This window comes from Roseibium algicola (assembly GCF_001999245.1).
GTDB classification, from domain to species: Bacteria; Pseudomonadota; Alphaproteobacteria; order Rhizobiales; family Stappiaceae; genus Roseibium; species Roseibium algicola.
Window position 1 is genome coordinate 5,220,790 of record NZ_CP019630.1, and the last position, 20,050, is coordinate 5,240,839.

A 20,050-nucleotide genomic window follows, 5' to 3' on the forward strand; every position below is an offset into this window, starting at 1 on the left:
CACCAGAAAAATTCAACTTCAAACATTCATAAATCAGACTTCAGCCGAACGGCTAAAGCCAGGTGCAGGTCTTTACCCAGCTGGCCCTAGAACCTCTGCATGCGAGCTTCCTGCCGCAGGGGTGTGTAAGGGTCTGGCGGCCGAGGCCATGAGATTTTCCAATTACCTTGTTTCCATAGGCAGACGGGTTTTTCGGGCAGCTGTCAGTTGTCTTCGTCTGCGTGCTTGGCTTGGGGCTGTTGCCGGAAGGTTCAGGCTTTCTGGTCGCGACACAGCGACCGTTCTTCAGTTCCTGGTTCCGTCCACAGGTCAGCGGGCAGACACGTCCGGTCGATTTCTTGAGCTGTTCCAGGATCGAGGGATCCGGGTCGAGTGATGCCAAATCGATCCCGGCTTCGCGGCCATAGGTTCTCAGTGCCTGACGGCTTCTGTTGCCCCAGTCGCCGTCAACACGGCCAACCGAACAGCCAACCCGGTTGAGTTCTGTCTGGAGAGCCGTTGCAAGCTCTTCAGGCGATAGCAACGATACCGGGGATGTCGAGGTCGTTGACGGCGCCTGATCAGGCGTCAGGGCGGCAACGGTGATTTCGTCTGCAGGCTTGGACGTCGTTCTTTCAGGCGATGCATTCGCTGCTGCCGTAGCGATGGCTTGGGCTTCTGCCTCTGCCTGAGCCTTGCGGCGCGCATCCGCTTCCGCCTGGCTCTTGATAGACTGGATTTTCAGCTGGGCAAGGTCGACATAGATCCCGTTCGGGTATCTGCCGAGATAACTCTCGAACATCTCCGGGCGGTTCGAATTCTGGATTGTCTGCCAATAAGTGATTTCGGCTGTGGCATCCGGTTTCGCTTGCTCGGCCTTGTCGCTTTCTGCCTTTGCCTTGATCTCGTCCAGACGGATCCGGGCGATGTCGGCGAACTGGCCTTCCGGGTAGCGAGACAGATAGGTCTCGAAGTAGGCCGCATTCTGTCCCGACTTGATCGAGTCCCAATAGGTGAGTTCGATCTGTGGGTTGATCGCCGGCTTTTCCGGTTCGACGGGCTGCACCATCTCAAGCTGTTTGAGAATGACTTCGCCGGTCAGTGAAGAATTGTCCCAGGGAACCTGCTGGCCCTTGGTGGCTTCCAGAACGTCCCGGCGCACCATTACCAGGTCGCGGGTGATGTCCTGACCGGGCGTGCCGAGATGCTTGATCAGGGCAGTTGTAAACGGGCTGTTCTCGCCATCGCCGTCAAGCGCGACATTGCCCGGCTGGGTGGCGAAGGAAACCAGGGAGCCGACACCGGAGCCGATCTTCGCAAGTCCACGACCGACTGCGCTTGAGCGCGTCCCCATGGACCGGGCGAGGTTTTCCGTAAACGGGTTGTTTCGGCAGGCATCCAGAAAGACCAGGTTGACCTTCGTGCTTTGCTCCATGGCATTGAGCACAAGATTTGCGGGCAGGGCCTCGAAATCAAGGTCGAGATGAGTGCTGAGTTCGGCGTCGACCGGGACGAGATAATTCTCGCCGTTCACCTGGATGCCATGGCCGGCATAGAAGAACAGGGCAAGGTCTGCGTTATCGAGCTTCTTGATGAACTCGCGCACGGTCTGGCGCATGTCCCTCAAGCTCAGGTCGAGACCTGTGACAACATCGAACCCGAGGTCCGTCAGCTTGTCCGACATGCCCTTGGCATCATTGTAGGGGTTCTTCAGCTCCGCGACATTCGCGTAGCCGGAATTCCCTATTACGAGAGCTACCCTTCGTTCGGCATGTGCGGAAGTCAAAGACAGCAATAAAAGAAAAAAGAAACAAAAAAAATGTTTCACGGCCATTCTCCATGAATAGGCCGAATGCTATGCGCGCTTGAAACCTGAGTCAATCAACTCTTTGACGTTGCGGCATAAACCTTGTTGGCAATTGGTCTACTGGTCCGTCAGACGTCATCAGGTTTCGGCGGAAATTGAGCCAGATATTCTTCCGTCACGCCTTGCAGGGTTTTCAGAAGTTCGACGCCGGTCTTGTTCGCCTCGTCTTTTGCACCTTCGGCGACCATTGCGCGAATGGCTTCGACGTAGCGTTCGACGAGGGACAGGGGCAACTTGTCGGGAGACGGCACGGTTTCGATCAGGTGACAGAAGCTGGCGGCGACTTCGCCAACCAATGGAAAACCAAGTGTCAGGGCCTGTCCCTTGATGTTGTGTGCAGCCTGAAACAGGGCGGCGAGGGTGTCGTCGTTTAATCCCTGTGCGCGAACAGCTTCCCAGGCGTGGAGCAGGGTGGCGCTCTCGTTGTTCATCCAGGTTCCGAAATGGGAGGACAAGCGTTCGAGTGCTGCTTCAGCCGCCTTGACCGGATCGAATTTCTTGGCCTCGCGAGGTGTCAGTTCCCGCACCTTGCTGCGCAGGTCCGAAGGCGGGGACAAGATTTCATATTCCTGGTCCTTGGCAGTGTCGGCCATGACGGCAAATGTCCTCGTTATCCTCGCTCGGTCCTGACTTCAGAACACCTCGGTGGCAAAGCCTTCGGGCATTCGGCCGGAGCCTGTGGCTCGCAGTATCGGCAATCATACTTAACAGGGTGTTTCCGCCAGGATGTTTCGAAATTAATAGCGGAACATTTCAGTGAGGATACGTTCGTCCCAACCGTGATCGGAATCAAACATGATCACGCCTTCCGCTTCGGCCGCCTCCCGGACTGCAACATGGGTGACGTGACGGATTTCAGTGTGGTCGGCTGACGCGCTGACAGGGCGTTTGCCGGGATCCAGTATCTCGATATCTACCTTTGCGCCGTTTGGCAGGATCGCGCCGCGCCAGCGCCGTGGCCGGAAGGCGCTGATGGGGGTCAGCGCGAGCAGCTGTGCGGTGATTGGCAGGATCGGGCCATGCGCAGATAGATTGTAGGCAGTGCTCCCCGCCGGTGTCGCGACAATGATGCCATCGCACACAAGTTCTTCCAGCCGGACGCGTCCATCGACCGAGATGCGCAGCCGGGCGGCCTGCGATGTCTGGCGCAGGAGTGACACCTCGTTGATGGCAAGGGCGTGATGGATGCCTTCGGAGGTCGTTGCCGTCATTTCCAAAGGCCGGATCGTCGTGATGTCGGCCAGCGCTAGCCGGTCCTTCAGGTCGTTTTCCCGGTATTCGTTCATCAGGAAGCCGACCGAACCACGGTTCATGCCGTAGATCGGTTTGTTGCTGCCCATGTGCTTGTGAAGGGTCTGCAGCATCAGGCCATCACCGCCGAGTGCCACGATGACATCGGCTTCAGCCACCGGAACGTTGCCGTAGCGGGCGGACAGGTCTTCCTGAGCCTTGAGTGCTTCCTCCGTGTCGCTGGCGACAAAGGCAAGCTTGTCGGTGGAAACCGGCCGGAAGTGTTCAGCACTGGAAGGAGGCGCAGATTGGTACATGAGCCAAGGGGTCTTTGCGTCTGGCAGTCTGCCGGCCAAAAAGCTGCACGCGTTGCGAAGCTGCTCCGGGCCGAATTCAGGGAATAGCACCATAACCGGGCAACCGGCGTTGGTGCAGAGAAAATTTGTCTTTCGGTTCAGATTATGCCCGTCGGCTGAATTGTCGTCAGTTGTCCGTATCAAGCGATGACCGGAGTGGCGGGGTTGCCGGAGCACTGTCACCGCTGCAGCTCGGATTGGCCAAAAGGTCCTGCCATTCCAGGAAAGGCACGATGGCTGAGCGAACAGCGTCGATCTTGGCCGACATGATGCCGGCAACACGGAGCCCGTTCGGCGTTTCCACCAGGAGGGGACCGCCCGATGCGCCGGCTTCCGATGCGCAATCCGTTACCCAGCTGTCCTCGGCGGTTCCCATGACCCTGCAAGCGGGCACGACGGTTGGCAGAAACCGGCGGCTGCGGCGGTAGCCTGCGGATTGAAACTGTGTGTCCTTGGTCAGAACTGTTGCCTCATCCAGCGAAAGCACCGGAACGGGCGGTAATGTGCTGGGTTCCTTCAGCAGAATGATCCCGACATCCTTGTGTACCTCCCGCAACCTGGGTTTCTGCCGTGGCTCGTATCCTGCAGCGGTGATGGTGCATGCAGGTTCCAAGCGGGCGGAGTATTCGTCCCGCCGAACACCGGCCATGAACAGAAGGTCTTCGATCGGAAAGGGCTTGCGGGTCGTCTTGTTGTAGAGGCAATGGGCGGCTGTGAGCACGATATCGGGTGCGATCAAGGTGCCGGTACACATGGCAGTCGACCTGAAGCCGGCAACGTTTACCCGTCCTATGGACGGCCAGGGGGGATCGACCGAGTCAATGACCTTGAGCTCAATCGGGGCCGCGGACACATGCTGGTGCGAGAACAGGGCGACGAGAGCCAGCCCCATGGTCCGGAGGACACTCCGTCCAATCCCGGTGAATAGCCGATTTTTCCGCAAAGTCTGACGCATTCTTCAGAGTCCCATTGGAGGGTTCATTCTGTCGTTCGACGCTTAACGTGACGCTAAGCGGACCTGCGAAAGTCCACGCTATTCCCGATAGTAGTCCCAGACCAGGGTGCGGGCCAGGGTCTCGTCGTTGTGGCGCATCCGGGTTGCCACAAGGGCATCAAGGTTGGCGATCACCAGGTCCGGGTGACTGGCCGCCTCGTTGACCGGCGCGGTGGACGTGCAGGTGGCCTTCATCAGAATGTTGGGCATTCCGGAGAAATGCACGAACTGCCATTCCGGCCCGAGGCGGCAAAGTGCTGTGGAGGATCCTTCATGGGCAGATGCCGGGAACTTCTCCGGCCATTTTTTCAGAAATTGCCGGTAATCGAACTCCCAGAGAGCAGCATCTCGCCAGGACAGAGGCGTTTGTCCGCTGAGGTACGGCAGCAGGCTGGCTCCGTCCGGGGCATGCTCGGGTTCGATATCCAGCAGATCCAGGAGTGTCGGGAAGATATCGGTCGAGGACGTGAAGGCGGAGACCCGGTTCGCTGCACCGCCACCCGGTGCCCGTATCATGAGGGGGATGTGGTAGCTCTCGCGGTAGAACCCGCTTTTGCCGAGCATCCAGTGATCGCCCATCATCTCCGCATGATCGGAGGTGAAAACAACCAACGTGTTTTCGAGTGGTTCCAGCGCCTCGAAGATCCGGCCGAGCTGTGCGTCAACTTCGGTGATCATGCCGTAATAAAGTGCTCGCAACCGCCTGAGATCGCGCTCCGTCAGATCACGAACGAAGTCAGTGGTCCCCGGTAGATGGGAGGCCAGCTGCTGATAATCCTGCAGGGCTTCCATGAAGGGGTGAAACGCAGCTTCCTCCGCCGCAGTTGGTGCCCCGGAGAAACCCGGCCCGTCATCGGGATTGTAGAGGGTGTTATAGGGGGCAGGAGCGGCAATCGGCGGATGCGGTCGCAGGAAGGAAACATGCGCCATCCATGGCCGGTCTTCATCCTGTTCTCCAAGCCAGGTGAGGAAGGCATCCGTCATGAAGGCTGTCTGGGTTTCGTCCTTCGAATACCTGGCTGCCTTGAGGCTGACTTTTTCACCTTCTTCGGGTTCCACGTGATGGATGGTAGGCAAACCTGCGGGATCGTGACCGCGTGAAACCATCCAGGAAAGCCACTGCTTTTCGTCCTCGGCAAGCGGCTGGCGTACCCAGAAGCCGGGCAGAACACCTTCATAGGAAGTCAGGACGGGGTCGTTCGGGTGATGCAGGCGCGGATCGGGTGAGGTATCGGTGTAGCCGAACAACGTTGGCGTATATCCGGCCCGGCGGGCAGCACGGGCGATATTGTCGAACCGATCATCGAGTGGTGCGCCATTCCACACGACCCGGTGGTTCATCTGGTAAAGTCCGGTATAGAGCGAGGCCCGTGCAGGAGAGCACGGAGCCGTTGCCGCATAATGCTGCTCGAAAACTGTTGCCGTTGCGGCGAAGGCATCAAGGTTCGGCGTCCTGACAACAGGGTGTCCAACTGTGCCGAGACAATCGCCCCGCCACTGGTCAGCGGTGATCAGCAGGATATTCGGACGTGTCATTCCGCTTCCAGTTTCTCGATCAGGGCTGGCAGATCCGCGACCGTATCAATGACGTAGTCGGCGCCGGCTTTTTTCAGCTCTACCGTTGCATGCTGGCGCAGGACGTCAACCTGATCTTTCGAAAGTGCAGCGAGTTCCTCCGGTGTCTTGCCTGCATAGTTGCCTGACAGCGCAAGACCAACAGTCAGGCAGCCGGCTGCAACACCCTCGGCAATGCCCGGTTCAGTGTCGTCCACCTTGATGACCGCGCTCGGCGGGTAGGCCACCAGATCGACGAAGCACTGATACATGCCGAGCGGACCGGGACGGCCTTCCGGCAGGTCGTCGGCACAGATGAGATTGTCCGGTTCATAACCCTGTTCGGCAGCTTTCGGCAGCACGCGTTCCATGATCGAGCGGGTATAGCCGGTGGTCGAGCCGATTTTCATGCCCTTGGCGCGAAGCAATCTGACAACCTCGGCAGCACCTGGAACGAGATCGGAGAAATCGGCGACGACTTCCTCGTTCATTGGAACGAAGACCTTGTAGACCTTGTCCACATCGGCATCAGTTGGTGCTTGGCCGTATTTGGCGATCCATTGGGCGCAGATGTCCGGATCATCCATCATGGAGCGGATGTGGTCCCACTTCGGTTTGCCCATCGGGCCGCGTGCCTGGTCGATGGTTGCGGTAATGCCGAAGGTCTCGAAGGCCTTTACGAAGACACCCATCGGGGCAAAGGAACCGAAGTCGATCATGGTGCCGGCCCAGTCGAAGACCACGGCTTTGAATTTGCTCATCTTGTTTCCTCATGCATAGAGATCGGCAATGGTTTCTTCGCCGATGGCGAAGGCGGCGGAGGCACCGCAGCCGGCCGTGACGACGACAATGCGGGTACTATCGTCCGGCGCATCGGTGAAGCGCCAGCGGTCCGGGGCAGAGGCGTAGGTGCCGATCCAGGTTTCAGAAATGTCATAGGGGCCAAGATCGAGGATCGTCTCCATCTCGCCCAGGATCAGGTCGTTCACGGTCTTGTCGATGAACGGATCGGGTGTCGAGCTGTAATGATGGCTGTCGCCGACAACGAGACTGCCGTCTTCGGACTGGACAACGATCAGGTGAATGCCGTTTTCCCGGTGAACAGCCATCTCCCGATCCAGCCGGGCTTTCAAAGGCTCTGCTTCGGGGAGTTCGGCATAGCCAAGATATCGCGCAAGGCCGAGGTCAGACATGACTGCGGTGCCAAGGTCGATACGATTGCGAGGGGCGACGCGTAACATCTGCAGTTTACAGCGCGTGACTTCGTAAGTGGCGATCCGGTCAGCAAAAAGCGTCGTTCCATCGTCGCCGGGGCAGATGATCACGGTCTCCGCGTGCACCGTCCCGCGCGAGGTCTGAAGCTTCGGCGCCTCGACAGAATTGACGCTTGTCTGCCAGAGGAAGTCGACTGCATGGGCTTCTTTCAGCCAATCGGCGATCCGGGGCAGGGCATCTTTCGATTCCACACGCACTTCCAGCGGTGAATAGAGCGCGCAGGTGATTTTCTCCTGTCGCAAACAGGGAACCTTGTGGGCGGCCTCAGCGGGTGTCAGGCGCCGACACTCCGCACCCATTTCTGTCTTCAGAAACGCGTCGATAACAGATTCCGATTCCGGGAGCCTTGCGGTCATGGTCAGACCCTCGTGCAGCAGCGGTATGCGGGCGGCTTTCGCAACTTCTGCCCACACCTGTCGGCTGCGCGATGCTTTCTGCCAGCAGTCGCCTGCCTGTTGGCCGGTTACGGTCACAAAGCCGAAGTTGCGGATCGAGGCGCCATTTGCCTGGCTGTCGCGATCAATGACGACAACTTTCTTGCCGCGCCTGACTGCTGCGAGGGCATGCGCAAGCCCAACGATCCCGGCACCGACGATCGCAAGGTCATAAGATCTCTGTTTCATTCAGGCGGTCTCTGGAAATGTGCTGGAGCCGTTCGAAGTCAGTATCACGCTTTTGTCGCGGGCGATGAAATCGGCTCTGGTGCAGTGTTTTTGAAAACGTCAGGCGCCAGTAATCACGGAAGTGTCTTTCGGTCTATCAAAGATCGGAATGAATAGGTTTTAATTATCAAATGACGGGTGACTTCAATTTGTCATGGGGCGGGCAAACCGGCTCGAAATGCCTCTATGGCGGCCACTGTACCCATATCTTTTTGCCAGACTGCAAAATGGTTTGCGGTGAGGTTCGCGTCTTCGATCCTGACACCGACACAACCGTCGCGCTCGGTGATTTCCGCTTCCAGAGCGACACCGATACCCGAGCCGGATCTGACCAGCGTTGCGATTGACCCCCACGAGCCAAGAGCGAGCGCGGTCTTGGGTCTTGTCCCGGCAAGCGTGGCAGCGGCTTCGAACAGTCTGCGGGTACCGGAACTTCCTTCGCGTTGGAGGAGGGGGAGCTCGGCGACGTCTTTCCAGGAAGCGCTGTCCTTTTTCGCCAGCGGGTGTTCGGGAGGAACCGCGAGGACAATGCGTGTCTTCAGGATCAGTTCGCCTTCGAGACCTGCCGGAATTTCGCGTCCGGTAATGAAGCCGATATCGAGAGAGCCTGTTTCGATCAGGTTGACGATGTCCTGGCTTGCAAGGGCGCGTGCCTCGATCGAGATGGTCGGGTGTTTCGCCATGAAGGACGAGATGATCGGGATGGCGAGCTGATAGGTTGAATAGCCAATCCTGAGTTCACCAGCCGCCAAGGCGCGGTGGTGAGACAGCTCGGTTTCCAGATCACCTGCCAATGCCAGCAACGCCCTGATGCGGGGTAATAGAGCGACCAGAGCCGGGGTCGCGGAAACTGAATATCCGGACTTTACCAGCAGTTTTGTCTTGAAGCGGCTTTCCAGACCCTGAATGTGATTGGAGATGGAGGGTTGGGAGACGCCGATTTCCTTCGCCGCATCTGTGAAGCTCCCGGTGCGTACCACCGCTTCCAGCGCTCGCAGTTGCGCCAGGCTGAGATTTCCTGTGGTGCGGGCCAGTTCCCTTTTCACCGGGCTTCAGGCCGTCAAATTGGCGACGGGCGCGCGGCAGATACCTGTCTGTTCCAGGTGGTGAGCGACACGAAGCGCCAGATCCTCGCGCCAGGCAGGGGCGATCACCTGAACACCGATCGGCAATGTCGCCCCTTCCAGCCAGACCGGTACCGTCACCGCGGGAAGGCCGATGAAGGAGATTGGCTGGGTAAACAGGCCGATGTTGGGACGGGCCGGCATGGTTTCACCGCCGATCGTGAAGGTCTTGGTACCTGACGGCAGGGCCGGGAAGGGGGTGGCCGGGGCCAGAAGAACATCGACATTCTCGAAGATCTTGCGGAAGAGGTCGCGAAACCAGCTCCGGAAGCGCTGAGCCTGCTGGACCCAGATTGCCGGTACCATGGTTCCCGCCAGGAAGCGGTCACGCGTTTCCGGGTCAAAGTCCTGCGGCCGTTCCAGGATGCGGCCAAGATGCAGGGTAGAGCCTTCGGCCGCCGTGATGACATAGGCCGCGGCACGGGCCCGGGCAGCTTCCGGAATGTCGATCTCAAGGCTTGCCCCAAGCGCCTTGGCGACAAGATCCACTGCATTCAGGGCATCCGGCAGGGCCTTGTCGCGGAAATAGCCACCTGCCACGGCAATGCGCAGCGGGCCGATATCTTCCTGCAGCCGGTTATGGGTCTCGATTTCCGGATGGTTTGCCTGGGCCGGGTCCGCGGGGTCGTGGCCCTGCAGGACGTCAAAGATCAGGGCAAGATCTTCTGCCGATCGTGTGAGTGGGCCCAGGTGATCGAGACTGCCGACAAACGGATATGTGCCTGCACGGCTGAGACGGCCATAGGTCGGTTTCAAGCCGAACAGGCCGCAGAACGAGGCCGGCACGCGGATGGAGCCATTGGTATCGGAGCCCATTGCCAGCGGCACCATGCCGGCAGCCGTTGCCGCGGCAGATCCGGAGGAAGAGCCCCCGGTCATATGACCCGTATCATGAGGATTGCGGCAGATGCCGTCGTGCGCGCTCTCGCCGGTAAAATCATAGGCGTATTCGCCCATGTGGGTCGCGCCGACCAGAACTGCGCCAGCGTCTTTCAGCTTGCGGACCAAAGCCGCATCGGCAGAAGCAGGCGGGTTTTCGCGATTGATCTTCGCGCCGGCGCGGGTTGTCAGGCCTTCGACATCATACAGGTTCTTGACCGCATATGGCACACCGGCGAGTGGCAGTGTTCGGCCCTCTGTAATCGCGTCATCGACAGCGCGCGCTTCAAGAAGTGCACGCTCCCCCAGAACGTCGGTAAAGGCGTTGACCGTCGGATTGAGACGTTCAATGGTCTCGAGAGATGCGTAGGCAACTTCCAGAGCCCTGATGTCGCCGCTGTTGACGGCTGTGGCCGTCTGAGCCGCGGAGCGGGTGTTCAGTTTGCTGTTGTCCTGGCTCATGGAACAAAGACCGGTGCGGCTTCGGCGTGGCCTTCCAGCGGAAAATCCAGGACGGCTTCGGCAGCTTTCTCGATCGCGGCGATGTGCATTTCCACAACAGGGCGCCAGTCTTCTTCGATCGTTAGCCCCAACATCTTTTCCATGTGGGCCACATGCGCCTTGGGCTCAAACGTGTCCGCCATCCCGCTTTCCTTCATCCTGAATTTTCCCGGTGCATCATTCTAAGGCTGTGGGGTTCTGTCCAGAGGAGAAATCTTCTTTTGGTTCCGTCTTTGGCAAGTCCGATTTCAAGCGCTCCAGCGTCACTTCAGAATGTCTCCACAGGACAGCGTTGTTGCGGCGCAGCATTTTTGTTGCATAAAAAATAGCCCTGCGCATAATGGCGGCATGAGCGGCGGGCTTTCCATTCTGGTTATAGATGACAACAAGATCCGTGCCTCGATCATCGAGCAGGGATTGCACGATGCCGGGCACGATAGGGTCATTCTTGTTCACCAGATGGAAGGACTGGTTCGTCAGATCGCCGACATCAATCCGGATGTGATTGTCATCGATCTGGAAAACCCGAATCGCGACCAGCTGGAACACATGTTTCAGGTGTCGCGTGCGGTGCGGCGACCGATTGCAATGTTCGTCGACAAGTCGGACAGCCATTCCATAGAGGCCGCCGTCGATGCGGGGGTGTCGGCCTATATCGTCGACGGGCTCAAGCGGGAGCGGGTCAAATCGATCCTAGACATGGCGATCAGCCGCTTTCGCGCGTTTTCCAGGCTGACAGAGGAGCTGGAGGAAGTGCGCTCTGAACTTGCAGACCGGAAAACCATCGATCGGGCCAAGGGCATCCTGATGAAATCCAAGGGGCTCAGCGAGCAGGAGGCCTATGACCTGTTGCGTCGTACGGCCATGAACCAGAGCCGGAAGATCATTGATGTGGCGCAGAGCCTGGTGATCGCCAGCGGACTTCTGGGAGACTGACGCGATGACAACAAAAAACACCGAGTGGGGAGAAGCGGCCAACCAGGGGACTGGAGTATCATGGATACGAACTTGAAGCCCGTCATCGCCGGATTTATCCCGCTTCTGGACAGTGCCGTTGTCGTGGCAGCTGCCGAACTCGGTTTTGCCGAGCAGGAAGGCATTGCGCTTAAGCTTATCCGCGAAACATCCTGGGCCAATATTCGAGACAGAATTTCGGTCGGTCATTTTGACGTGGCGCATATGCTCGCCCCGATGCCGATTGCATCCAGCCTCAACCTGACCAGTCTTGCCGTGCCCATGCTGGCGCCCATGCTTCTGGGGCTAGGTGGCAACGCAATTACGGTTTCCAACGCACTCTGGGCGGACATGTCGGCTGTCGGAGCCGATCCGGAAGGCGATCCGGTGTCGACCGGTGCGGCGCTCGCGCGGGTGATTGCCGACCAGCAGGAGGCGGATGCGCCGCTGCTTCATTTCGGGGTTGTGCACCCGTTTTCAGGCCATGCCTATGAATTGCGCTATTGGCTCGCCGCCGCCGGAATTGATCCGGACCGGGATGTCGAGATTACCGTACTGGCGCCTCAGGTCATGGCGGATGCCCTGGCCGCTGGCCAGCTCGATGGATATTGCGTTGGCGAGCCCTGGAACACGGCTGCGGTCGACGCGGGAACGGGGCGCATTGCAACCTACAAACAGGCCATCTGGCCGGACAGTCCGGAAAAAGTGCTGGGCGTGACGCGCAAATGGGCCGAAGCCAACCCGGAAACGCTGGCCGCGCTGATGCGTGCCTTTTCGGCAGCCGCCGACTGGTGCTCCGACCCGAAGAACAATGCCGAGCTGGCCGACATGCTCGCAAGGCCGGACCTTCTGGCTTGCCCCGCTGAAATCTGCCTTGCAGCGCTATCGGGCCGCATCAGGCTGGGCCCGGTCTCGGTGAAGAACGTTCCGGACTTCCTGACCTTCTCGGGTGGGCTCAAGGCAGCGCCAATGCCGGTTCATGGCAAATGGTTCTACGAGCAGATGGTTCGCTGGGGGCAGGTGGAGCGTTCGCGAGAGGCGGAAAGCGAAGTCGAAAAGGTCTTTTCTCCGACCGCCTATCTGGAGGCTCTGGAGCTGACCGGAGAAGCGACAGACATGACCATAGAAATGTTTGACGGCGCCCGTTTTTGACTTCCGAGACAGCTCGCCTGGCGCCGGGGCAGTCTGGTTGCGTTGCACAAAATTCGTTCAGTTGCCTGCAAGCTTCGATGATCAAATATGCAGCTTGAGCATATGGTCAAAATTTTTACAAAGAGTAAGTATCTGTAAATAAATAGAAAAGCCAATTTCTCCAAATTGGCACAGTTCGTGCTTTTAAGCAGGTGAGGCCGACGCTGGCCTACCAGATATCGCACCCACTGCCGGGTGCACAGGCAAAGCCGCCGATCTGAACCGCATGGGAATTCCTCCCGTCATGCGGTTCGGTCGGCGGCTTTTTTATTGCGCCTGTGCCCGGCTGAAGAGGGCGCAGGACGAACGAGGGACAGGACGCGACAATGAAAAAGACCCTGAATATCACCCGCCGGACCGCATTTGGCGCCCTGATGGCAGCCACGGCACTTGTGTCCGCTTCCAGCGCCTATGCCGAGATGCTGGATGTCGAAAAGGACGAACTCACCTTCGGCTTCATCAAGCTGACGGACATGGCTCCGCTCGCGGTTGCCTATGAGCTCGGCTATTTCGAGGAAGAAGGCCTTTTCGTCACCCTGGAGCCGCAGGCCAACTGGAAGGTTCTGCTCGACCGGGTCATCACGGGCGAACTGGATGGGGCGCACATGCTGGCCGGACAACCGCTGGCGGCCACCATCGGTTTCGGCACGAAGGCACACATCGTGACGCCGTTTTCCATGGACCTCAACGGCAATGGCATCACCGTTTCCAACGAGATCTTCGAGATGATGAAGCCGCACCTGGAAATGCAGGACGACGGCAAGCCGGTTCACCCGATCAAAGCAACCGCCTTGAAGCCGGTCGTCGACAAGTTCAAGTCCGAGGGCAAGCCGTTCAACATGGGCATGGTGTTCCCCGTCTCCACCCATAACTACGAACTGCGCTACTGGCTGGCATCCGGTGATATTAACCCAGGCTTCTATTCCAGTTCGGATATCTCCGGCCAGATCCAGGCAGACGCTCTGCTGTCGGTCACTCCGCCTCCGCAGATGCCTTCAACGCTGGAAGCCGGCACCATCTATGGCTATTGCGTCGGCGAACCCTGGAACCAGCAGGCAGTCTTCAAGGGCATCGGCGTTCCGGTCATCACCGATTACGAGATCTGGAAGAACAATCCGGAGAAGGTCTTCGGTCTGACGCAGGAATTTACCGAAGAATATCCGAACACCACGCTTGCGCTTACCAAGGCGTTGATCCGCGCGGCCAAGTGGCTGGACGAGAACGACAACGCCAATCGTATGGAAGCCGTCGAGATCCTGTCCCGCTCGGAGTATGTCGGTGCGGACGCTGAAGTGATCGCCAACTCCATGACCGGCACCTTCGAATATGAGAAGGGCGACAAGCGAGACGTTCCCGACTTCAACGTCTTCTACCGCTACTTCGCAACCTATCCCTACTATTCCGATGCCGTCTGGTACCTGACCCAGATGCGCCGCTGGGGGCAGATTTCCGAGTACAAACCCGACAGTTGGTACGACGAAGTCGCGCGGTCGGTCTATCGCCCGGACATCTATCTGAAAGCCGCAGAAATGCTGGTCGAGGAAGGGCATGTGGCCAAGGAGGACTTCCCCTGGGAAACGGACGGCTACCGCGCTCCAACCCCGTCGGCGGACATCATCGACGGCATTCCCTACGACGGCAAGCAGCCGAACGCCTACATCGACAGCCTTCCGATCGGCCTGAAAGGCAAGCAGGTGGTCGACGGCAACCAGGTCGTGGGCGGCTGATCTTCCCCAAACTTGAGCGGCGGTCTGCAGCCCCGCCGCTCGTTTTTCTCATTCGACACGAACCGACAGAATTCGAACAAGGATTGACGACATGGCCAATGCCGATACCGCAGGCAGTCAGGACCTTGCCCGTGCCGCACGCCGGGAAAAGCTCTTCACACGGATCAACAAGGCCGCCGGCTGGCTGGATGCGCTCGGCCTTTCCTGGACCGTGCCGCTCCTGAAAATTGCCGCAGGCGACAGCCCTAAGGAGCAGCTGGGAGAACTCAAACGCGTTCTCGTAATTCCTCTCCTGGGCATCATCGCCTTTCTCGTCCTCTGGGGAGCGCTGGCGCCCCAGGTGCAGACATCCCTGGGCGCAGTTCCCGGGCCGGCGGCCGTCTGGAGCCAGGCGGTCAACCTCTGGGACGATCATGAGCGCGAGCGTGACAAGGCCGCTGCCTTCTACGATCGCCAGGAACAACGCAACGCCAAATACGAAGCTGAAGGCAAGACCGACAAGATCAAGTGGCGCGACTATACCGGCAAGCCGACCTATATCGACCAGATCGGCACCTCGCTGAAAACCGTCGGCCTCGGCTTCCTGATCGCAACGCTGATTGCCGTGCCGCTTGGCATCGCCTCCGGTCTGTCGCGCTCCTTCAACGGCGCAATCAATCCGCTGATCCAGATCTTCAAGCCGGTGTCGCCGCTGGCATGGTTGCCGATCGTCACGATGATCGTTTCGGCAACCTATGCCGATCCTGTCGACTGGCTGTCTAAATCCCTGCTGATCTCCGCCGTCACCGTGACGCTCTGCTCCATGTGGCCGACCCTGATCAACACCGCGCTGGGTGTGGCCTCGGTCGACAAAGACCTGATGAATGTCGGCCGTGTTCTGCAACTACCGACCTGGAAGACCGTTACCAAGCTGGTTCTGCCGTCCTCTCTGCCGCTGATTTTCACCGGGCTGCGCCTGTCGCTGGGTGTGGGCTGGATGGTGCTTATTGCGGCAGAAATGCTGGCGCAGAACCCGGGGCTTGGAAAATTCGTCTGGGACGAATTCCAGAACGGTTCTTCCCAGTCGCTCGCAAAGATCATGGTCGCAGTCCTGACCATCGGCATCATCGGCTTCATGCTCGACCGGCTGATGTTTGCCCTGCAGCGCGCCTTCACATTCTCGGCCAATCGCTAAGGAGACGGATATGTCCTTTCTGGAAATTTCCGGCGTCTCCAAATCCTATGGCGAAAATGCCACCCGGACGGATGTGCTGGACGATATCAATCTGAAAGTGGAAGAGGGCGAGTTCATTGCCATCGTCGGGTTTTCCGGCACCGGCAAGACCACGCTGATCTCCCTGCTGGCCGGTCTCATCGAGCCGGACAAGGGCGGCATCATCTTCAAGAACAAGGAAATTGACGGGCCGCACCAGGATCGGGGCGTCGTGTTCCAGTCCTATTCGCTGATGCCGTGGTTGTCGGTGTTCGGCAATGTGGCGCTGGCCGTCGACAGCGTTTTCAAGAAGAAGAGCGCCGCTGAGCGCAAGGCGATCTGCGACAAGTACATCGAGATGGTCGGTCTGGGGCATGCCAGGGACCGCAAGCCGTCGGAGCTTTCCGGTGGCATGCGTCAGCGCGTTGCCGTGGCACGGGCCCTTGCCATGCAGCCGGAACTTCTGCTGCTGGATGAGCCGCTGTCCGCTCTTGATGCCTTGACCCGCGCGAAGCTGCAGGACGAATTCGCCGCGATATGCGACGAAGAGAAGAAGACCATCATTCTCATCACAAACGATGTCGATGAGGCAATCCTTCTCGCAGACCGGATCATACCCCTGAAGCCCGGCACACCGGCAACGCTCGGTCCGGAGTTCAAGGTTCCGTTTCAGCGGCCGCGCGATCGCGGTGAACTCAACCACGATGACGACTTCATTCGGCTGCGTGCCGAAGTCACCGAATACCTGATGGAGGCCGGTGCCGAGCGTGGTGCTGATCTGGAGCGGGAAATCGTTCTGCCGGACATCGTTCCGATCACCCAGCGTCCAAAGCCTGCCGACAAGCTTCCGGCGGCCTATGAGCGGGCATCGGAAACCGCGGTTCAGGACCGTTATCTCGACTTCTCTCAGCTGAAGAAGGTCTATCCGACGCCGAAGGGACCGCTGACGGTTGTCGACGGTTTCGATCTGAAAATGAAGAAGGGCGAGTTCATCACCCTGATCGGCCATTCCGGCTGCGGAAAGTCGACGGTCCTGTCCATGGTGGCTGGCCTCAACAAGATCACCGAAGGTGCCATCGTCTTGGACGGCACTCATGTGACGCAGGCCGGTCCGGACCGTGCCGTCGTTTTCCAGGCGCCGAGCTTGATGCCCTGGCTGACAGCTTACGAGAATGTCGAGCTTGGGGTCGACAAGGTCTATCCGGATGCGTCCAGGGCCGAAAAGCGGGACGTGATTGAATATTACCTCGGCAAGGTCGGTCTGTCGGACGCCATGCAAAAGGCTGCTTCGGAGCTTTCCAACGGCATGAAGCAGCGCGTCGGCATTGCACGGGCCTTTGCCCTGTCGCCGAAGCTCCTGCTGCTGGACGAACCCTTCGGCATGCTCGACAGCCTGACCCGCTGGGAGCTGCAGGACGTCCTGATGGATGTCTGGAAACGCACCCAGGTGACGGCCGTCTGCGTCACGCATGATGTCGATGAGGCCATCCTGCTCGCCGACCGGGTGGTGATGATGTCGAACGGGCCCAATGCCCGCATCGGCAACATCATGGAAGTGGACCTTCCACGGCCGAGGTCGCGCAAGGAGCTGCTCGCCCACCCGGATTACTACGCCTACCGCGAGGAGCTTCTGGACTTCCTGGAAGCCTATGAGGGCGGCGCAGACCCGAGCGAAGACCAGTTGAAATCCATTCAGGAAAAGCGGGCCGCACGGATGGCCCGTCAAACCGCGGCAGCCGAAGCAGCCGAATGAAAGTCTGGAGAAAAGCCATGACAAAACAGAAACTTGTCATCGTCGGCAACGGCATGGCACCCGGGCGGATGCTCGAAAACCTGTTCGAAAAAGACAGGGATGCTTATGACGTCACCATTTTCAATGCGGAGCCGCGGGTCAACTACAACAGGCTGATGCTGTCGCCCGTGCTGTCAGGCGAGAAGTCATACGAGGACATCATCACCCATGGCGACGACTGGTATGCCGAACATGGCGTGACGCTTCACAAGGGAGCACGGGTTGCCGAGATCGACCGGGACGCCAAAACGGTGACCTCGGAAAACGGCATTACCGCCTCTTACGACAAGCTGGTGATCGCGACGGGATCTTCTCCCTTCATCATTCCGCTTCCTGGCAAGGACCTGGACGGGGTTTTGACCTATCGCGATCTGGACGATGTGGAAAAAATGCTGGATGCGGCCAAACGCGGCGGTCGCGCTGTTGTTATTGGTGGCGGGCTCCTGGGTCTTGAAGCGGCAGCCGGTCTCAAGATGCAGGGCATGGACGTAACCGTTCTGCACCTGATGCCGACCCTGATGGAACGTCAGCTCGACCCGGCTGCGGGGTTCCTGCTCGAAGCGGAATTCAAACGCCGCGGCATCGACGTGCGCACCAAGGCAAACAGTCATGAAATCCTGGGTGATGATGCAGGCAAGGTGAGGGGCATCCGCCTTGACGACGGCACCGAGATCGAAGCCTCGATCATCGTCATGGCCGTCGGCATCCGCCCGTCGGCCGACCTTGCCAGGGAGGTCGGGCTGGACGTCAATCGCGGTGTGCTGGTTGGCGATGACATGCGCACCAGCGATGCGGACATCTTCTCGCTCGGGGAATGCGTCGAACACCGTGGCATGTGTTACGGGCTTGTCGCGCCGCTTTATGAAATGGCGGGTGTGATTGCCGACAATCTGCTTGGCGCTTCTTCCGAATACACGGGCTCGGTCACCGCGACGAAGCTAAAGGTGACAGGTGTCGATCTCTATTCGGCAGGCGATTTTTCCGAAGGCGACGACCGGGAAGAGATCGTGCTGCGTGATGCGTCGGCCGGCGTCTATAAGCGCATCGTCCTGAAAGACAACAAGATCGTCGGTGCCGTCCTTTACGGTGAGACCTCCGATGGTCCGTGGTTCTTCGACCTCCTTAAAAAAGGTACCGACGTCTCGGATATGCGCGAGACGCTGATCTTTGGTCAGGCTTACCAGGGAGGGTCCCCACTGGACCCTACGGCGGCCGTTGCAGCCTTGCCGGATGATGCGGAAATCTGCGGCTGCAACGGCGTATGCAAGGGCAAGATCGTTACGACGATCAAGGAGAAGGGCCTGACGACCCTGGACGGAGTTCGGGCCCACACAAAGGCCTCGAACTCCTGCGGCACCTGCACAGGGCTGGTCGAGCAACTGATGCAGGTGACCTTGGGCGATGCCTATAACCCGGCGGCCGTAACGCCGATGTGTGGTTGCACGCACCTGGGCCATGACGAGGTCCGTCGCCTGATCAAGTCCAAGGAGCTGAAATCCATTCCGGCAGTGATGCAGGAACTGGAATGGACCACGTCCGGCGGCTGTGCCAAGTGCCGGCCGGCGCTCAACTACTATCTGGTCTCCGACTGGCCGGATGAATATGCGGATGATTACCAGTCCCGTTTCATCAACGAGCGTGTCCACGCCAACATCCAGAAGGACGGCACCTATTCGGTGGTCCCGCGCATGTGGGGCGGGATGACCTCGTCCAAGGAACTGCGGGCAATTGCCGATGTGGTCGACAAGTTCAACATTCCAGCGGTGAAATGCACCGGTGGCCAACGCATCGACATGCTTGGCATCAGGAAGGAAGACCTGCCGGCAGTCTGGGCGGACCTCGGCAAGGCCGGGTTCGTTTCCGGGCAGGCCTACGCCAAGGGTCTGAGAACGGTGAAGACCTGCGTCGGGACGGACTGGTGCCGGTTCGGCACGCAGGATTCCACCGGTCTCGGCATCAAGCTGGAAAAGTTCATGTGGGGTTCATGGACCCCGGCGAAGTTGAAGATGGCGGTGTCCGGCTGCCCGCGAAACTGCGCGGAAGCAACTTGCAAGGATATCGGCATCATCTGCGTCGACAGCGGTTACGAGATCCACTTCGCCGGAGCTGCCGGTCTCGACATCAAGGGCACGGAAGTTCTGGGCCTGGTGAAGACCGAGGACGAGGCGATCGAGCATGTTGCTGCGCTCACTCAGATGTACCGCGAGCAGGGTCACTACCTGGAGCGGATCTACAAGTGGGCGAAACGCATAGGTCTGGAGGAGATCCGTCGCCAGATCATGGACGATAAGGCGATGCGCGTGGCGTATTTCGACCGTTTCGTCTTCTCCCAGAAATTCGCCCAGGTCGACCCATGGTCGGAGCGTGTCTCCGGCAAGGACAAGCATGAATTCAAGCCGATGGCTGTTCTGACGAAGGAGGCTGCCGAATGACTGCCGACATCCGTAACTGGGTCCATATCGGCACCCTTGAAGACATTCCCAGGGAGGGAGCGCGGTGCGTGAAGAATGGCGACATGACCATCGCCATCTTCCGCACCGCCAAGGACGACGTCTTTGCGCTGGAAGACAAGTGCCCGCACAAGAACGGGCCTCTCAGTCAGGGCATTGTGCATGACGGATGTGTGACCTGCCCGTTGCACAACTGGGTGATCTCCCTGGAAACGGGAGCCGCGCAAGGAGCTGACGAAGGCCGCACGGCAGCTTTCCCCGTCCGGCTGGAGGACGGCCGGATCCTTATCGACCTTTCCTATTCCCACGAAGCCGTCTGACCG

17 protein-coding genes are annotated in these 20,050 nt (G+C 59.2%); 7 read left to right on the plus strand and 10 right to left on the minus strand.

Features of this window, described 5'->3' with window-relative positions:
- Positions 1–52: 52 nt before the first annotated feature.
- From B0E33_RS24210 to B0E33_RS24255, 10 genes are all read right to left on the minus strand, one after another.
- A complete protein-coding gene (locus tag B0E33_RS24210) occupies positions 53–1,807 on the minus strand; it encodes a caspase family protein (protein WP_208997700.1) in 1,755 nt (584 codons plus the stop codon).
- A 107-nt stretch (positions 1,808–1,914) separates the two neighbouring features.
- The gene (locus tag B0E33_RS24215; protein ID WP_023001108.1) at positions 1,915–2,439 is read right to left on the minus strand and encodes an Hpt domain-containing protein; all 525 of its coding nucleotides are present in this window, start codon (positions 2,437–2,439) and stop codon (positions 1,915–1,917) included.
- A 144-nt stretch (positions 2,440–2,583) separates the two neighbouring features.
- On the minus strand, positions 2,584–3,393 hold the full coding sequence (locus tag B0E33_RS24220) for an NAD kinase (RefSeq protein ID WP_031269325.1): 810 nt from the start codon (positions 3,391–3,393) through the stop codon (positions 2,584–2,586).
- A gap of 166 nt (positions 3,394–3,559) precedes the next feature.
- Entirely contained in the window at positions 3,560–4,324 is a 765-nt protein-coding gene (locus B0E33_RS24225) for a trypsin-like serine peptidase (protein ID WP_208997701.1), read from the minus strand.
- A 141-nt stretch (positions 4,325–4,465) separates the two neighbouring features.
- Positions 4,466–5,962 (minus strand): sulfatase-like hydrolase/transferase, encoded by a 1,497-nt coding sequence (locus tag B0E33_RS24230; protein WP_062488508.1) that lies wholly within the window; start codon positions 5,960–5,962, stop codon positions 4,466–4,468.
- The gene (gene phnX, locus B0E33_RS24235; RefSeq protein ID WP_077292661.1) at positions 5,959–6,741 is read right to left on the minus strand and encodes a phosphonoacetaldehyde hydrolase; all 783 of its coding nucleotides are present in this window, start codon (positions 6,739–6,741) and stop codon (positions 5,959–5,961) included. Before phnX ends, B0E33_RS24230 begins: the two co-directional genes overlap by 4 nt.
- A gap of 9 nt (positions 6,742–6,750) precedes the next feature.
- Positions 6,751–7,878, minus strand: coding sequence for a TIGR03364 family FAD-dependent oxidoreductase (locus B0E33_RS24240; protein ID WP_077292662.1), 1,128 nt, complete (start codon positions 7,876–7,878; stop codon positions 6,751–6,753).
- Positions 7,879–8,069: 191 nt separating this feature from the next.
- Positions 8,070–8,963, minus strand: a complete 894-nt coding sequence (locus B0E33_RS24245; protein WP_077292663.1) for a LysR substrate-binding domain-containing protein — start codon at positions 8,961–8,963, stop codon at positions 8,070–8,072.
- 6 nt (positions 8,964–8,969) lie between these two features.
- Positions 8,970–10,382: an AtzE family amidohydrolase gene (locus B0E33_RS24250; protein WP_077292664.1), complete on the minus strand. Its 1,413-nt coding sequence runs from the start codon at positions 10,380–10,382 to the stop codon at positions 8,970–8,972.
- On the minus strand, positions 10,379–10,564 hold the full coding sequence (locus B0E33_RS24255; protein WP_167579593.1) for a DUF4089 domain-containing protein: 186 nt from the start codon (positions 10,562–10,564) through the stop codon (positions 10,379–10,381). The genes B0E33_RS24250 and B0E33_RS24255 overlap by 4 nt, the downstream gene beginning before the upstream one ends.
- Before the next feature lie 205 nt (positions 10,565–10,769).
- Here B0E33_RS24255 and B0E33_RS24260 point away from each other — a divergent pair, with 205 nt between their 5' ends.
- The 7 genes from B0E33_RS24260 to nirD all read left to right on the plus strand — a co-directional run bounded on the left by B0E33_RS24260 (position 10,770) and on the right by nirD (position 20,047).
- Complete coding sequence (locus B0E33_RS24260) at positions 10,770–11,357, plus strand: ANTAR domain-containing response regulator (protein WP_023001117.1); 588 nt, start codon at positions 10,770–10,772, stop codon at positions 11,355–11,357.
- Between the two features lie 60 nt (positions 11,358–11,417).
- Positions 11,418–12,527 (plus strand): CmpA/NrtA family ABC transporter substrate-binding protein, encoded by a 1,110-nt coding sequence (locus B0E33_RS24265; protein ID WP_077292666.1) that lies wholly within the window; start codon positions 11,418–11,420, stop codon positions 12,525–12,527.
- 365 nt (positions 12,528–12,892) lie between these two features.
- The gene (locus B0E33_RS24270; protein WP_023001119.1) at positions 12,893–14,293 is read left to right on the plus strand and encodes a CmpA/NrtA family ABC transporter substrate-binding protein; all 1,401 of its coding nucleotides are present in this window, start codon (positions 12,893–12,895) and stop codon (positions 14,291–14,293) included.
- 91 nt (positions 14,294–14,384) lie between these two features.
- A complete protein-coding gene (locus tag B0E33_RS24275) occupies positions 14,385–15,467 on the plus strand; it encodes an ABC transporter permease (RefSeq protein WP_023001120.1) in 1,083 nt (360 codons plus the stop codon).
- Between the two features lie 10 nt (positions 15,468–15,477).
- On the plus strand, positions 15,478–17,238 hold the full coding sequence (locus tag B0E33_RS24280) for an ABC transporter ATP-binding protein (RefSeq protein WP_077292667.1): 1,761 nt from the start codon (positions 15,478–15,480) through the stop codon (positions 17,236–17,238).
- 17 nt (positions 17,239–17,255) lie between these two features.
- Entirely contained in the window at positions 17,256–19,709 is a 2,454-nt protein-coding gene (gene nirB / locus B0E33_RS24285) for a nitrite reductase large subunit NirB (RefSeq protein WP_077292668.1), read from the plus strand.
- Complete coding sequence (gene nirD / locus B0E33_RS24290; RefSeq protein WP_173013879.1) at positions 19,706–20,047, plus strand: nitrite reductase small subunit NirD; 342 nt, start codon at positions 19,706–19,708, stop codon at positions 20,045–20,047. The genes nirB and nirD overlap by 4 nt, the downstream gene beginning before the upstream one ends.
- The last annotated feature ends 3 nt before the right edge of the window (positions 20,048–20,050 follow it).

Excerpts from the sequence above, each read along its gene's own strand:
- B0E33_RS24240 (WP_077292662.1), bottom strand. The coding sequence starts at position 7,878 with ATGAAACAGAGATCTTATGACCTTGCGATCGTCGGTGCCGGGATCGTT.
- phnX (WP_077292661.1), bottom strand. The coding sequence starts at position 6,741 with ATGAGCAAATTCAAAGCCGTGGTCTTCGACTGGGCCGGCACCATGATC.
- B0E33_RS24220 (WP_031269325.1), bottom strand. The coding sequence starts at position 3,393 with ATGTACCAATCTGCGCCTCCTTCCAGTGCTGAACACTTCCGGCCGGTT.
- B0E33_RS24280 (WP_077292667.1), top strand. The coding sequence starts at position 15,478 with ATGTCCTTTCTGGAAATTTCCGGCGTCTCCAAATCCTATGGCGAAAAT.
- B0E33_RS24230 (WP_062488508.1), bottom strand. The coding sequence starts at position 5,962 with ATGACACGTCCGAATATCCTGCTGATCACCGCTGACCAGTGGCGGGGC.
- B0E33_RS24265 (WP_077292666.1), top strand. The coding sequence starts at position 11,418 with ATGGATACGAACTTGAAGCCCGTCATCGCCGGATTTATCCCGCTTCTG.
- B0E33_RS24215 (WP_023001108.1), bottom strand. The coding sequence starts at position 2,439 with ATGGCCGACACTGCCAAGGACCAGGAATATGAAATCTTGTCCCCGCCT.
- B0E33_RS24260 (WP_023001117.1), top strand. The coding sequence starts at position 10,770 with ATGAGCGGCGGGCTTTCCATTCTGGTTATAGATGACAACAAGATCCGT.
- B0E33_RS24270 (WP_023001119.1), top strand. The coding sequence starts at position 12,893 with ATGAAAAAGACCCTGAATATCACCCGCCGGACCGCATTTGGCGCCCTG.
- B0E33_RS24275 (WP_023001120.1), top strand. The coding sequence starts at position 14,385 with ATGGCCAATGCCGATACCGCAGGCAGTCAGGACCTTGCCCGTGCCGCA.
- B0E33_RS24225 (WP_208997701.1), bottom strand. The coding sequence starts at position 4,324 with ATGGGGCTGGCTCTCGTCGCCCTGTTCTCGCACCAGCATGTGTCCGCG.
- nirD (WP_173013879.1), top strand. The coding sequence starts at position 19,706 with ATGACTGCCGACATCCGTAACTGGGTCCATATCGGCACCCTTGAAGAC.
- nirB (WP_077292668.1), top strand. The coding sequence starts at position 17,256 with ATGACAAAACAGAAACTTGTCATCGTCGGCAACGGCATGGCACCCGGG.
- B0E33_RS24255 (WP_167579593.1), bottom strand. The coding sequence starts at position 10,564 with ATGGCGGACACGTTTGAGCCCAAGGCGCATGTGGCCCACATGGAAAAG.
- B0E33_RS24250 (WP_077292664.1), bottom strand. The coding sequence starts at position 10,382 with ATGAGCCAGGACAACAGCAAACTGAACACCCGCTCCGCGGCTCAGACG.